The 14,647-nt window shown below is 62.2% G+C and carries 11 protein-coding genes and 1 pseudogene; 3 read left to right on the top strand and 9 right to left on the bottom strand.

Annotated features, from left to right (window positions below):
* The coding region (locus B3873_RS17420; RefSeq protein ID WP_286867565.1) for a DUF1840 domain-containing protein at positions 1 to 310 on the bottom strand (310 nt) is incomplete at its 3' end.
* 173 nt (positions 311 to 483) lie between these two features.
* Entirely contained in the window at positions 484 to 1,011 is a 528-nt protein-coding gene (locus tag B3873_RS17415) for a hypothetical protein (RefSeq protein WP_034334974.1), read from the bottom strand.
* Between the two features lie 140 nt (positions 1,012 to 1,151).
* On the opposite strand from B3873_RS17415, the gene B3873_RS17410 reads away from it, so the two are divergent.
* Complete coding sequence (locus B3873_RS17410) at positions 1,152 to 3,158, top strand: OPT family oligopeptide transporter (RefSeq protein ID WP_209534872.1); 2,007 nt, start codon at positions 1,152 to 1,154, stop codon at positions 3,156 to 3,158.
* Positions 3,159 to 3,188: 30 nt separating this feature from the next.
* On the opposite strand, the gene B3873_RS17405 is transcribed toward B3873_RS17410, so the two are convergent.
* From B3873_RS17405 to B3873_RS17375, 7 genes and pseudogenes are all read right to left on the bottom strand, one after another.
* The gene (locus B3873_RS17405; protein ID WP_121037242.1) at positions 3,189 to 4,130 is read right to left on the bottom strand and encodes a phosphatidate cytidylyltransferase; all 942 of its coding nucleotides are present in this window, start codon (positions 4,128 to 4,130) and stop codon (positions 3,189 to 3,191) included.
* 16 nt (positions 4,131 to 4,146) lie between these two features.
* Positions 4,147 to 4,764 (bottom strand): lysophospholipid acyltransferase family protein, encoded by a 618-nt coding sequence (locus tag B3873_RS17400; RefSeq protein ID WP_039790526.1) that lies wholly within the window; start codon positions 4,762 to 4,764, stop codon positions 4,147 to 4,149.
* Between the two features lie 23 nt (positions 4,765 to 4,787).
* Positions 4,788 to 6,665, bottom strand: a complete 1,878-nt coding sequence (locus B3873_RS17395) for a phosphatase PAP2/dual specificity phosphatase family protein (RefSeq protein ID WP_286867558.1) — start codon at positions 6,663 to 6,665, stop codon at positions 4,788 to 4,790.
* Positions 6,662 to 8,413, bottom strand: a complete 1,752-nt coding sequence (locus tag B3873_RS17390; protein ID WP_286867555.1) for a bifunctional alpha/beta hydrolase/class I SAM-dependent methyltransferase — start codon at positions 8,411 to 8,413, stop codon at positions 6,662 to 6,664. Before B3873_RS17390 ends, B3873_RS17395 begins: the two co-directional genes overlap by 4 nt.
* Positions 8,410 to 9,024 carry a CDP-alcohol phosphatidyltransferase family protein gene (locus tag B3873_RS17385; protein ID WP_286867552.1) on the bottom strand — a complete coding sequence of 205 codons (615 nt, stop codon included), beginning with the start codon at positions 9,022 to 9,024 and terminating at the stop codon, positions 8,410 to 8,412. Before B3873_RS17385 ends, B3873_RS17390 begins: the two co-directional genes overlap by 4 nt.
* Before the next feature lie 315 nt (positions 9,025 to 9,339).
* Positions 9,340 to 9,969: a LysE family translocator gene (locus B3873_RS17380; protein WP_286867550.1), complete on the bottom strand. Its 630-nt coding sequence runs from the start codon at positions 9,967 to 9,969 to the stop codon at positions 9,340 to 9,342.
* Positions 9,970 to 10,127: 158 nt separating this feature from the next.
* Positions 10,128 to 11,456 (bottom strand): annotated as a pseudogene (locus B3873_RS17375) (YifB family Mg chelatase-like AAA ATPase); the annotation flags it as partial.
* 98 nt (positions 11,457 to 11,554) lie between these two features.
* Here B3873_RS17375 and B3873_RS17370 point away from each other — a divergent pair.
* Positions 11,555 to 13,492 carry a hypothetical protein gene (locus B3873_RS17370; protein WP_284079204.1) on the top strand — a complete coding sequence of 646 codons (1,938 nt, stop codon included), beginning with the start codon at positions 11,555 to 11,557 and terminating at the stop codon, positions 13,490 to 13,492.
* Positions 13,458 to 14,618 carry a hypothetical protein gene (locus B3873_RS17365; RefSeq protein ID WP_286867546.1) on the top strand — a complete coding sequence of 387 codons (1,161 nt, stop codon included), beginning with the start codon at positions 13,458 to 13,460 and terminating at the stop codon, positions 14,616 to 14,618. Before B3873_RS17370 ends, B3873_RS17365 begins: the two co-directional genes overlap by 35 nt.
* Positions 14,619 to 14,647: the final 29 nt, after the last annotated feature.

The following is a 14,647-nucleotide window of genomic DNA, read 5'->3' as shown; positions in this document are numbered from 1 at the left end:
TGGCTTCGCGCAGCATGTCCAGCAGCGGATAGGCGCGTGCCGAGAAGCTGACCGGCTCAATCTTTTCATGGTTGTGGTCGTCGACGTCGGCGTTGTGGTGGGCGTTGACGTCACGCGCCAGCGCTTCCGCCGCTTCATGCGACTTGCTGGCGTTGATCTGCTGTTCCAGCAGGGTGATGGCGTCACCGGCCTCGGCGGCGGTGATCACGCCACGGGCGGGGTCCTTGTGCAACAGGTCCAGGATGGGTTTGGCGTGCGACTCATACATCACCACATCGGCAGCCGCTTTTGATTTGAAGGTAATCAGCATATTTCCTCAGGGTCTTTGATTGATAACGTTTTTTGGGGCAGGCCCGCCAAGGCGGGCGCGCTGGAAATGCGCTGCAGACTGCATCCGCATTTCTGCGGGAATGCCTGTTTGGAGAGTCAGGCAGGACAAGAATACCCCGGTAGCCGGAATATTGTCATCCGGCTCGGCCCCGCTCAGGTTGGTTTGAAAGAGCTGAAAAAGGTTTCAATATTTTCCTCGGTGAAGGCCTTTTGCTCCCCCACGATGAGAATCTGGTACACCCGCCGCTCACGCACCGCCAGCCGGGCGACCAGCCGCAGAGGGCGGCCGCGGGACACGCCCCGTGCGTCCAGGTCCAGCGTGCGCGCCAGGCCCGTGGTCTTGCCCGGCCACACCGGCGTGCCCTGCGGCTGGCCGCCGATGTTGTTGAGCAGGGCGGTGCGCATTGCTTCCAGTGCCCGGTTGGCCGCGGCCGCATCGGGCAGTTCGGCCGTGCCCACGGCGAAGGTGAGGCCGTCGACTTCGGCGGCGGTCATGCTCATGTCGACCTTGGGACCGTCCAGGTCGACCGGGCGCGTCACGCTGGCCGGCTTGGCGGGCAGGAGCACCACGAAATGCGCGCCGTTGTCGCTGGCTTCACGCCAGTTGTAGCGCGGAGAGCAGGCCGCCAGGCACAGGCAGGCCAAGGACAGCAACAGCAGGGCAGGGCGGAGGCGGCGCATGGGAAGGGTCCGGAACGGGGAGAGGGGCATCATATCAAAGCCGGTTTGAGGCACATATGAAGCAAATAGCGCGATTGTCCGATGGCCGTACGGCAATTCTTGCGGTATAAGAACGCATCGAAACGGAACCCTTTCCCGATATGAAACAAGATAACCAAACCGGCCTGCCGGAACTGACCCTGCGCGGGATGCTGCTGGGCGCGCTCATCACGGTGGTCTTCACCGCTTCCAACGTGTATCTCGGGCTGAAGGTCGGCCTGACCTTTTCCTCGGCGATCCCCGCTGCGGTGATCTCGATGGCGGTCTTGCGCCTGTTTTCCAATGCCAACATCCTGGAAAACAACATGGTGCAGACCCAGGCCTCGGCGGCCGGCACGCTCTCCTCCATCATCTTCATCCTGCCCGGCCTGGTGATGATGGGCCACTGGCAGGGCTTCCCCTTCCTGCAGACGCTGGGCATCTGCGCCGCCGGCGGCATGCTGGGGGTGATGTTCTCGATCCCGCTGCGCCGGGTGATGGTGGTGCAGAGCGCGCTGCCGTATCCGGAAGGCGTGGCGGCCGCGGAGATCCTGCGCGTGGGCAGCGCCGACGCCGAGGGCGGCGAGGAAACCCGGCGCGGCCTGCGTGACATCCTCTTCGGCGGCACAATTGCAGCAGCCTTCAGCGTGATCGCCAGCGGACTGAAGCTGTTTGCCGAAAGCATCAGCCTCTGGTTCACCGCCGGTGCTTCGGTGGTCCGCCTGACCATGGGCTTCTCGCTGGCGCTGGTGGGCGCGGGCTACATGATCGGCATCGTCTCCGGCATCGCCATCCTGATCGGCCTGGTGATCGCCTGGGGCGTGGCCGTGCCTTACCTCACCGCCGTCACCCCGCATGCGGCCGATGTCGCCCTGTCGGACTTTGCCAACGGATTGTGGAAGAGCCAGGTGCGCTTCATCGGTGCCGGCATGATCGGCGTGGCCGCGGTGTGGACCCTGGCCACGCTCTTCAAGCCCATGCTGGAAGGCGTGAAGGCCTCGCTGTCGACGCTCTCGCGCCGTCAGCAGGGCAGCACCGAGCGCACCGACCAGGACATGTCGCCGCGCTGGATCATCGTCATCAGCCTGGCCATGATTGCGCTGCTGGCGGTGGTGTTCGCGTCCTTCCTGTCCGACGCACCGGTGTCGCCGGCGCTGTTCATCGGGCTGATCGTCTATGCGGTGGTGTTTGCCTTCGTGTTCGGCTTCCTGGTGGCGGCGGCCTGCGGCTACATGGCCGGGCTGATCGGTTCCTCCTCCAGCCCGATCTCGGGTATCGGCATCGTGGCCGTGATCCTGGTGTCGGTCCTGCTGCTGGTCTCGGGCGCGGTCGATCCGCTGCTGGCGACGCCCGAAGGCAGCAAGCTGGCCATCGCGGTGGCGCTGTTCGTCACTGCAGCCATCATTGCGGTGGCGGCCATCGCCAATGACAACCTGCAAGACCTCAAGACCGGCCAACTGGTCGGCGCCACCCCCTGGCGCCAGCAGGTGGCGCTGCTGGTCGGTTGCGTGGTGGGCGCGCTCATCATCCCGCCGGTGCTGAACCTGCTCTACAACGCCTATGGCTTCACCGGTGCCCTGCCGCGCGCGGGCATGGATGCAGCCCAGGCCCTAGCAGCCCCACAGGCCACGCTGATGACGGCCATTGCCACCGGCATCTTCACCCGCGAGCTGAACTGGACCATGCTGGGCGTCGGCGTGGCACTGGGCATCGTGCTCATCGTGATCGACTGGCTGCTGGCCCGCCGTGGCGGCGTGGCGCGCTTGCCGGTACTGGCCGTGGGCATCGGCATCTACCTGCCGCCGATGGTCAGCAGCGCCCTGTTCCTGGGCGCGCTGCTGGGCTGGCTGATCGAACGCGCATTGCGCCGCCGGGCGCTGGCTGCCGGTGCGGACCCGGAAGCCTACGCCGACAAGCCGCGCCAGCGCGGCATCCTGGTGGCCTCCGGCCTGATCGTCGGCGAGAGCCTGGTGGGCGTGCTGCTGGCCGCCATCATCGGCTTTACCGGCAAGGATGCACCGTTGGCCGTGGTGTCGGGTGCGTTTGAATCGACCGGGCAGTGGCTGGGCCTGGTTGCGCTGGTGCTGGTGCTGATCGCGTTTGCGCGCCGCATCCTGCCGTCACGTTGACGTTAGCGAGAATGCGCTGCTGGTGGTACTTCAGTGCACCCACCAGTAGCGCAGGATATGAAAGAAAATCGGTGCCGAGAAACTGATCGAATCGACCCGGTCCAGCATGCCGCCATGGCCTTCGATCATGGCACCCCAGTCCTTGAGTCCGCGGTCACGCTTGATCGCCGACAGCACGAATCCCCCGAAGAAGCCCAGGATGTTGATGGTCAGCGCCACCAGCGCCGCCTGCCAGACATTGAAGGGCGTGATCCAGTACAGCGCAGCACCGACGGCGGTGGACGTCAGCACGCCCCCGACCAGGCCTTCCAGCGTCTTGGAAGGTGAAATCTGCGGGGCCAGCTTGCGCTTGCCGAACAGTTTGCCCCACACGTACTGGAACACATCGCTGGATTGCACCGTCAGCACCAGGAACACGATCAGCTGCAGATTGCGGCCTTCGAAGCCCTCGATGGGCAGCGTCAGCAGGGCCGGCACGTGCGAGATGCAGTAGACGCAGATCATCAGCCCCCACTGCACCTTGGCTGCACGCTCCAGGAAATGCTTGGTATCGGTGGAGAGCGAGGCCGAGATCGGCAGCAGCAGGAAGGCGTAGACCGGAATCAGGATGGAGAACAGGCCATACCAGTCCATCCCGATGAGCACGTACTGCAGCGGCAGGAATACGAAGAAGCACCACAGCAGCGCCCGATGGTCGCCCACGCGGGTGTAGGTGACGGAAATGAATTCACGCAGTGCTTGCAGCGAAATGAAGGCAAACAGCACCACCACGCCGGTCTTGCCGATCCAGAACGCGATGGCCAGCGCGCCGATCATCCACCACCAGGCCTTGATGCGGGCATTGAGATTGTCGATGACGCTGCTGCTGCGTCCGGCCAGCCGCCAGCGCAGCAGGCCACCGACCGAGCTGGCCAGGGCGAGGACGGCGAACACGCCGCCAAACAGGGCGATGAGGGTATCTTGAGGAGTCATGGTCGTTCGTCGCAGATCATTCGGCCACGGGGGCCAGGGCGAGCAGGGCCTGGCGGGTGCGGGCCAGGAACTGTTCCTTGCTTTCGTCGGGGCGCAGCATCAGGGGCTCGCCGAAGCTGAGGGTGCAGAGCAGCGGCAGCGGCACCAGATGGCCCTTGGGCATGGCCCGGCCGAGGTTCTCGATCCATACCGGCACCAGTTCCACTTCCGGATGAGCGCAGGCCAGGTGATACAGCCCGCTCTTGAAGGGCAGCAGGCCCTCGTCCAGGTTGCGTGTGCCTTCCGGGAACAGGATCAGCGATTCGCCACCCGCCAGCACCTGGCCCATCACGCCGATGGGATCGGCGCTGCGGCCGGCCTGGCGGTCCACCAGCACGCCCCGGAACACCCGATTGATCACATAGCGCCGCACGGCGCTGCTGAGCCAGTAGTCCGAGCCGGCCACCGGCCGGGTGCGCTTGCGCATGGCGCGCGGCAGCATGCTCCAGACCAGCACGAAATCACCGTGGCTGCGGTGGTTGGGATAGTAGACACGCAGCTTGCCGGGATCGGGCGCGGCAAACCAGCGGGCGCGCACGCCCGTGAGGACGCGGGCGAAGGTGCAGATGGCGGAGGCGAAGAGGCGGTCGATCAGCATACAAATTCAGTTTTCAAGGATCAGGAAAGGAACATGAACACGAAACCGCCCACCCATGCGCCGACCTGCAACGCCAGGCATCGGCACTGGTTGCGCAACAGCCGGCGCGCACCGGCAGTGCGCTCGGCAATTCCGCGTGCAGGCTCTGGTTGGCGACCCAAGCCGCTTTCCTTGAGGGCCAGATCGAAGGCGGCCAGATCGTCCTGGGGCGCAATACCTTGCTGCCATCGGCGCGCCCACGAGGCGAAGAGCGGCGCATCGAAGGCGCAGCGCAGCGCGAAACCGCATTCGACGATGCCAAAGGCGATGGACATCGTCAGGGGTATCCAGAGGCCGGAAGTGTCCACCTGCAAGACCAGCAGGATCAGGGCCGCGATGGTGAGCATTCGGCTGAAGGCATCCACCGGACGGCTCAGGCCCAACAGCGCTGCGGCGATCTCGGCCTGATGCGCCGCCTTCAGAGCCGCTTGCCGGGTGTCGGGCGGGAGATCTTGATGGGCGGGGTCATTGGCGGCATCGCCCCCGGAACCCTGGCGCAGGTCAGGCATGACATTCTCCTTGAGCAGGCGTTGCTCGACTTCCCGCAGGCGTTCCCGCAGCGCCGCGTTGATGACTACTGTGGGGCGGCGTTCGGCCAATAGCGCAAGAGCAGAGTCCATGTCGGGACAGCGTCCGCTCAAGCACAGCCAGGTCGCCACTGCAGCAGCGCTGCGCGAATAGCCCAGCGCACAGGCCACCAGCACCGGCCCATGCCGGCGCAGCGATTCGATACTGCGGGCGGCTGCCAGCAATTGATCGGCGTCGGGCGCGACCAGGTCCAGCCAGGCATGGCCGGCATAGGCCCACGGACCGCGCGGGGCAGGCAGTTCGGCGCAGAGGTCGCACAGGGCGGCGAACGGGCCGCCGTGCATGTCGACGGTATTCGGAAGCCGGCCCAGCCAGACATCTCCGGTGATGGCATCTGGCTGCGGACGGCGGCGGGTCCACAGGCGGGCATTGATCCAGGCACCCAGTGCGTGGGGTGCCAGCAACCAGGCGGCGGCCAGCGACCGGCGGCCGTCGTGCTTCTGGAAACCGGCGGCACCGGCATGGGCGTAATTCCACGCCACGATGGCCAAGGACAAGGCCAGCCAGCCTAGTGGGGCGGCCAGGGCGCGCACGAGAATCGCCAGCGCCAGTGCCAGCAAGGCTCCCAGCGCGTAGGCCAGCGCCAGGCGCGTGCGGCGCGCACTGCGCTGGCCGCTGCGGCGCAGCGGCGTACCCCCCTCATCCGGCCACAGCCACAGGCAGAACAGGCCCAGCATGGCACCGGTCGGGATATCAATGAAGTGATGCTGCCAGGTCGTCAGCACGGACAGGCCGATCAACAGCGCCCAGCCATGGATCACCAGCTGCCAGAACCAGTGCGTGCGCAGCCGGGCGAACTGGACCCAGATCAGCACCAGCAGTGCGATATGCAGCGAGGGGGCCTGGTTGAAGGGCAGGTCGAAGGCCGCCAGTGACGCGAAGAGCGCGCCAAACAGTCCGTCGGTGGCCGGCCGCACGAAGGCAAAGCGCAGCGGAAAGGCCAGGAAGCAGGCCACCGCGATCAGCTGCGTCGTCAGCAGCCGCAGCGCGTGGCGATCGGTCTGGCGCGGGGTGCGGCAGCACAGGAAGGAAAATCCGTAGAGCAGGTCGATGGACCAATAGGGCAGGATGGTCCAGGGCAGGAAGGGAATATGACGCTCCCAGCCATAGAAGAAGCTGGGCACGCTGGCGCGCGCGGCGGCTGCATGGTTGGCGAAGCCATAGCTGAGGAAGAACAGCGGCCCCAGCAACAGCAGCCAGGCCACGCCGCGCTTCCACGGCAGCGGCGTGGCCGGTGCTGCCGCGGGCAGCAGGCGGTCGGCCTGGCTCATGCGGCCTTGCGCCGGGCCAGCGAGACGGTAAAGATGCCCCACTGGTCGATGCGCTGTTCGATCTTCTCGAACCCGGCCTCGGCCACCAGCTGGTCCATCTCGGCTTGCGTGCGGCGGCGCATGACCCAGGCCTGGCCGCCGCGATGGCTGGTCAGGGCGCGGGCGATCAGTTCCAGTTGCGGATGCCAGGGCTGGCCGGTGTAGACCAGATAGCCGCCCGGCGCGATGGCATCGGTCAGCCCGGCCAGGGAGGTGGCCACGGCATCATTGTCCGGGAACAGTTCGTAGAGGCCGGAAACGATGCCCACCGTCGGGCGCGGCGTGACGGCGGCCAGGCTGGCGCGGTCGAAGGCGTCGCCCTGCACGAAGCGGGCGATGTCGGCCAGGCCCTTGTCGGCAATCAGCGCCGTGCCTTGCTGCACGTTCAGTTCGCTGTAGTCGCGCAGCAGGATGGATTGGGGACGCGGTCCCTGGCCCAGTGCTTCCAGCACGTAGCGGCCATGACCTGCGGCGATGTCGAGCACGTGCAGCGGCTGTCCTTCCGCCTGCAGGCGGGCCAGGGCCGTGCGCAGCAATTCCTCTACATGCAGCTTGCGCTGGCGGATGCCTTTCCAGCCGATCGCCTCCAGATACTGGCGATCGATGGCGCGGCCCAGCGGCCCAACGCCTTCGGGGGTGTTGCGGTAGACGTAGTCGAGCGTGCTGCCCGAATCAAAACCGGTGCGATGCCCCAGCGCCACACCCTTGGAGAGCAAGCCGCCCAGCTTCATGTTGGCGCGGTAACCAGCCCAGTACAGCCCCTTGGGGCTGAGGGCGGGCAGCGCTGCGGACAGCTGGCGCGATTCCTCGAAAGTCGGGCCCTGGCGGTGCGACTGGCGCAGGTCCGGACGGGCCCAGGGTTGGGTGAATTGGCGCAGGATGAATTCACGCGCCAGGTCGGTGGCGATCTTGCGGTCCTTCTCGCCGAAGGTGTCGTGATAGAAGCCGGGGAGGACGTGCTTTTCCTTCACTGGTGTGCCCAGGCGTGCGAAGAAATCGTGCTGGGGGCCATGGTGCACCACCCAGTCCGCGCCGGATATGAGCAATTGCGTGGGAATGGTGATGGCCTGGGCATCGGCGACCACGCGTTCGGCCGCTTCATACAGCGCCAGCAGGATGTTTACAGAGATCGGGCGGCTGATCAGCGGATCGCTGTCGTAGGAGGCCTGGCGCTGCCGGTCGTGGGTCAGATACTTCGCCTTGACGTAGCTGTTGACGAAGAAATTGCCACGCAGCTTCTGCTGCAGGGCCAGTCCCGGACGGGCGAAGGGAACATAAAGCTTCACCTTGAAGGCGGGCGATGCCAGCACCAGGCAGCGCACACGGGGCGCGTAGTCATGCGCCCAGGTCGAGACCAGCACCGCGCCCACGCTCTGGGCCAGCACGGCCATGTCTTCCTCGGCCACCTGCCACTGGTCGCGCAGGTGGTGGATGAAGGTTTGCACGTCCCGTACCGAGTGCGCAAAGCTCGGGGAATAGCCGCGCGGGCCGGGCGAACGGCCATGGCCGCGCGCATCCCAGGCATAGAAATCGAAATCGGAGAGGCCGAGTTCATCGACTAGATGCTCCATGCGCCCGCCGTGCTCGTGGCCGCGATGGAACATGACGACAGCGCCGCGCCGCTGCGGGCCGGTGGCCGGCCAGCGGCGATAGAACAGGGATTGGCCGTCGTGGGTGGTGAACTGGTGTTCCTGGCAGGATCGTGTCATGGGTGGGAGGCGGCGCGCAGGCCGCTGCGGATGCGGTTGACGATATTGAGGAGGATGGCGGCGACAGCCAGCGGCAGCACCCAGAAGATCCAGCCCGGGAGGCTGCCGGCCAGTCCCAGCCACAAGCCCAGTGCGCCGAACAGGAAGGCGCGGTCGCTCTTGCCCATGGGGCCGTCGTACTGGCGCGGCGCACCGACCATGGGGCCGAGCGCCCCGGTCATCTCCGACACCGCCGACAGGAAGATCACCCCGCCCACGCTGGCCCAGCCAAACGGGGCCACCAGCGCAAAGGGCAGGTACAGGGCGGCATCGGAGACGACGTCGGTCAGCTCGTTGAGATAGGCCCCCAGCGCCGACTGCTGGCCGAATTCACGCGCCAGCATGCCATCGACGGCATTGAAGGCCATGCGCAGGAACATCCACAGCGGCAGCAGCAGGAACAGCGCCGGCCGCTGCGGCCCGGCCACGAACAGCAGCGCGCCCAGTGCCAGCGAGACCAGCATGGCCAGCACGGTGACCGCATTGGCCGTCACGCCGGCCTCGGCCAGGGCGCGCACCATCGGCCGCAAGAGCGCCTGAAAGCGGGGTTTGAGTTGATAGATGCTGATCATGCGGCACCTGCCGCACGGTCGTCGGGGAGGGAAGAGGGCATGGGGGATCGTCCTTGTTGTCGATTGTGATTTGTTATTTGTTGTATCGGGCGAAGCTCACCTTAGGCAACGCAATGGCGTCTTCTGTTCCCGGCTTATGCGAGCAGAAGTTGAAATCGAGGGAATGAAAGGGGAGTTCTCGTCGCCGTTCGAGACTTGCGTTGACTGAATGTCATCGGCTTTGGCGCCGTTGCGCAGGCAGGTGAGGGAGACGGTGACGCAGCGATGCGCTCCCGGTGAGCGCATCGTTACGTTGGGAAGTGAGGCGGGGGAGGGTCAGCGGCGCTGGATCAGCATATGGACGGCCAGTCCGGCCAGCACGCTGCCCATCAGCCAGCGCTGCAGGCGTTGCCAGTGTGGACGGCCGGCCAGCAGGGCCGAGATGGAAGCCGCAGAGAGCGTGATGACGGCGTTCATGCTGACGCCGACCATGATCTGCGTCAGGCCCAGCGCGAAGGACTGCAGCAGCACGCTGCCGTGTTCGGGCTGGATGAATTGCGGTAGCAGCGACAGATACATCACGGCGATCTTGGGATTGAGCAGGCTGGTCAGCAGACCCATGCTGAAGAGTTTGCGGGGGCTGTCCGGGGGCAGGGTGCGCAGGGCAAACGGCGATCGGCCGCCCGGCTTGAGGGCCTGCCAGGCCAGGTAGAGCAGGTAGAGCGCTCCCGCCAGGCGCAGCGCGTCGTAGGCCAGGGGCAGGGTCATCACCAGGGCGCTGATGCCCAGCGCGGTACAGAGCATGTAGAACACCAGCCCCAGCGCGATTCCGGCCAGCGAGATCAACCCGGCCTTGCGGCCCTGGCAGACCGAACGCGAGACCAGATAAAGCATGTTGGGGCCGGGCGTGAGCACCATGCCCAGGCAGAGGGCGGCGAAGGCCAGCAGGGTGGAGACAGTGGGCATGGCGATGATCCTCTTTCGGTCGGCAGGTGGGGGCGGCAGTCAATGCCGTGTGAATTGCAAGGCTAAGGCCCGGCCGGCCGAGGGAGAAGATACAGACGGTGCTCTTGCATGGCGCAACAGGGGAATGCTCTTTTCTGCCGGGACAGATCCGTTGCCGCTCAATTACCGGCCAGCGTCCGCCGGTATTGCACTGCCTCGGCCACATGCGCCTGTGCGATCACATCGGACTCCGCCAGATCGGCGATGGTGCGCGCCAGTTTCAGCACCCGGTGATAGGCCCGCGCCGACCAGTTCAGCCGCAGCATGGCGGCTTGCAGCAGTTGGGCCGCCGCCACATCGTGCTGGCAGTGCCGGTCGATCTCGCTGCCACTAAGCTGGCTGTTGGGTTTGCCCTGGCGTTGCCGCTGGCGTTCAAAGGAGTGCGCCACCCGCTCCGCGATGACGGCGCTGGTTTCACCCGGCTGCTGGACGGCCAGTTCGGCGGGGCTCAGGGCGTTGACGTGCAGTTGCATGTCGATGCGGTCCAGCAGCGGGCCGGACAAGCGCGCCTGGTAGCGCTTGACCAGTTCCGGCGTGCAGCGGCAGCGGCCCTGGCTGTCGCCATACTGTCCGCACGGACAGGGATTCATGGCCGCGATCAACTGGAATCGTGCCGGGAATTGCGCCTGCCGCGCCGCCCGCGAGATCACGATGTGGCCGGACTCCATCGGCTGGCGCAGCACATCCAGCACGCTGCGCGGATATTCGGCGATCTCGTCCAGGAACAGGACCCCATGATGTGCCAGCGAGATTTCACCCGGCCTGGGCGAACTGCCACCGCCGACCAGTGCCACGGCGGAGGCGGTGTGGTGCGGCGCCCGATAAGGCCGCTGCCGCCAGCGCGCGATGTCGAAACTGCCGCTCAAGGATTGCACTGCGGCGGATTCCAGCGCTTCGTCCTGCGTCATCGGCGGCAGGATCCCGGGAAAGCGGGTCGCCAGCATCGACTTGCCGGCACCGGGCGGGCCGACCAGCAGCAGGCTGTGCTGGCCCGCCGCGGCCACTTCCATGGCGCGCCGGGCCTGCAATTGCCCCTTGATGTCGCTGAAATCGGGATAGGCCGCCCGCTTGCCGACCGGCTGCGGCTGGTGCCGCTGCAGCCGGTCGGCGGGATCGCGCGTGCTGAAGTGGGTGCAGACCTCCAGCAATGAGGTGGCCGGGAGGATTTGCGCCTCGGGCAGCAGTGCGGCTTCGTCGGCATTGGCGGCCGGCAGGATGAAGCTGCGCCGGTGGCCATCCTGTTGCTGCTCGCGCTGCATGGCGCAGGTCATGGCCAGTGCGCCGCGAATGGGCAGCAGCTGGCCCGACAGCGACAGTTCGCCGGCATATTCGTGATCGTCCAGACGATCCGCAGGCATCTGTTCGGAGGCGGCCAGGATGCCCAGGGCGATGGGCAGGTCGAAGCGCCCGGAGTCCTTGGGCAGGTCGGCCGGAGCCAGGTTGACGGTTTATCATTATGTAGTATTCAAAATTGAAAGACATAGTAGAAGGGCCTAATATAAAGAACTGATAGCAGTCCGGTTACTTCTTACGAGAGGAGTAGCAATTGGATCCCCTCATTTTCCAGACGGAAATCATCCGATACGGCGAGCCCCGTATTTATTCATGGGCATTTTCGGCAGACGAGCTCCGTTTATCAGCATCCGGGTGGTTGTGGTCTAAGTTGGCTTTGCAGGACGAGAGGCAACGGAGGCTGGGCAAAACAGTTTGGTTGTACCAAATGCAGGATTTTTTGGGCGCACTTAAACTGCTCGCGAAAAATGACGCGGTGCTCGCTATTCTCAACTTGCCTGAGCACCAGGTTACAACCCAACAAATTCTTGTTCTGCTTCCAAATGTGGCGGAGATGCTCGCAGATAGCCCTGACTATTCAAAGAACCGGCGCCGTACCCTGTTTGTCCATTTCAAGTCAGTCATAGCCCACCTATTTAGAGTGTTTCCATCAGGAAATGTTCACCCGCAGCACTTTGTGCGCTTCAAGTCGCAGTTGGGTCGTGGCTCGAGGCAGCCGCGGAAATTGATTAGTGATTTGCCCTCCGTCCCCACTGGATCCTCCTATCCAATAGGCGCCACTCCATTCGAGACTGTGCGTCAGCTTCGCGTAGACATGGCCGAGACTCTTCACCGAGATCTACAAAAAGTGAAAGACGCTTGCTGTGAAGAGCTGAAATTATTTAGTGCCGAACGTACATATCTAACGTTTGTTGGCGATATGGCGATAGATCTAGATGCAAATTTTTGGCTAGATAAATTCAGGAAGGGAAGTCTTCACGGAGGGAAGCAGAAAGGGCCAGGTGAAGAGTTCTATGGACTTATTCGGGACCAACCTGAGGTTGTGCTCAGCCTTTATGTAAAGATCGCCGCAATAACCTGCACCGCAGGTGGAAATGACGGCGGTCTATCTTTCGACGGTAGCGAACAGATTGTGAAGGTCTTGCTGGAGCCTCGGAAGGCCCCAGTAATTCGCTTTCGCCAATATATAAGTCTGCCCTTTAGGGCATGCTCTCGTGAGATTTTTGCAGCACTGCTACTCGTTCAAACCTATACAGGTTGGAACATCTCTTCGGTTCTCCAGATGGATATAAATGATCTGGAGGACATGAGCAAAAAAGGAGATAAGGCGTTCGTCATCCAGGGTTTTAAGACCAAGACAGACCAGCAAACGCCTAGATTCGTCGTCGAGCCAAACATGCTCGAGTTGCGATATGCACTCAGCATCGTAAAGTGGAACTACACACAACTAAAAAACTATAAATTTTTGAATGAAGACGAAACACGAATTTGGTTTGGGTGGACGCAAGGAAATAAGGTACACGATCAACTGATGATGGGACACCAACGGTGGCTCGTTGAGTTTTGCGGTCGGTATCAGTTGCCTCGCTTCTCGTATGAACAAGTAAGAACGCAGGTCCTGACCAGCACATATGCGAGCACGGGATCTCATGAACTAACCAGGCACATTGGTGGTCACGCGACTTTGTACGCCACTGCCCACTATATCGAACAACTCCTTCTTGCTCGCACGAACAGTGCAATCAATCTAGAGTTTGCGCGTAGGGTAGAGCACACGATCATCTATAACTTTGAGCAAGCTGCAAGCCTGCATAAGAGCGATGGTGAGCCGATCGGTGATGGCGCAACATGCTCGGATCCGAATAGTCCGCCTGATCCTTCTTTTCTTGATGGTGAACAGTGTGATGCACGTTCATGTCATGTGGGGGCAGGGTGCAAAAATAGAAAAATAATCATAGATCTAGACAGGCTTCGCGAGCTTGTTCGGAAGAGAATCTATTTTCGAGAAAATTGGCAGCGTTTGCATTCCGAAAATCCGCACTCTTTTGAGAAGTATATCTTTCCCAATTTCATATTTGTTGAGCGGCTTTGTTTCCTTATCGAAAACGGGCCATACAAGCGGCTCATTCTAAACATCCAAGCGGAGGTAGATAGCGATGAAGAAACAGGGAAAGATCAGAGCGGAAGTTGAAGATTACCTTAGTGAAGGCGACTCCGCCGATTGGGAATGGCACGTTCTTAAGGAGCTCGTCACCCATTCTCACGTAAAAGTGACGGATGATTTTGTAATGTTGATCAAGCGTAGTTTCGCATCGTCAACGGGGCTGCAGTACCACGAACTGAATTTTAAGGAATGTTACCTCCCGGATAGTGAATGGCATGAGACGGGGATGACATTTGCCGATCGGCCCAAGTTTGCCATATGGACTGTCTTGGCCGTACAAAACTACCTTCAACGTCTAACAGAAATATCGAAGACCACTACTGAGAAAGCTTTCCAGATCGCCGGGCACATAGTCAAGTTCTTTGAGTATTGCTGGCTGGAAGAGATTTATGATCCAAGAGATATCTCTGATCAATTCTGGCTAGATACCAACGAAAAATTGATAGCTGGTGGATGGGGAAAGCTATTGCGCATTCAAGAGCGAATTACCGCTCTGGTTGATGCCACCGAGCCACCGGAGCTATTTGAATTTCTCGGCCCTCCATTCAAAAATTGCTATTCGATTAGAACCCTCGCTTTTCAGCGAGCGCTTCAGACGAATGCACCAGCAGAATTCCTTGCCCCAAATGCAGAAAATCTTTACGCAAAGGTCAAGCTGAATCCACGCACTAAAGTTTTCAACGAAGGGTATCCACCGTCGCATCCCGTAACAGCTTTCGATAATTTACAGGCTGTTGCGAATCTAGCATTGTTACCGCACCCATATACGGTCGAAGCTGCCGCAAACGTTGAACTATGCAGGCCCGCTACGCCAAGAGACGGGAGAACAAGAAATCTACAAGTGGAGGACGTGGCAGAGATTCTTGCCTCTTCTATGATTTGGATTGAAAAAGTCGGGCCTATTGTTTGTGGTTACATTGAAAAAATCGCCGTTGGCGTTGCGAATCGAAAGCTTCATGGGTTGCCACATCCAGGAAAGGAAATTGATGCCCAGCTGGCCCCCATGGAAGCTGATATCGCAAAAATATTCCCCGACTTTAAAGTCAGCAATCGAGATATGCCAGCAGAGGAGCAAGGTGCTTTCAGTTTGCGCGAGGTAGTTCTAATTCTTTTACTTGCCTGCTTCATGGTAATCGGCGGACTGAATGCCTGAAGGCGCGATGAGATCTCCTCCTGGAGCAT

It is taken from the genome of Herbaspirillum sp. UBA812, assembly GCF_002296545.1.
Taxonomy (GTDB): Bacteria; Pseudomonadota; Gammaproteobacteria; order Burkholderiales; family Burkholderiaceae_D; genus Herbaspirillum; species Herbaspirillum huttiense.
Note: the sequence above shows the minus strand (reverse complement) of the source record. Positions and strands in the feature narration are given on the sequence as shown.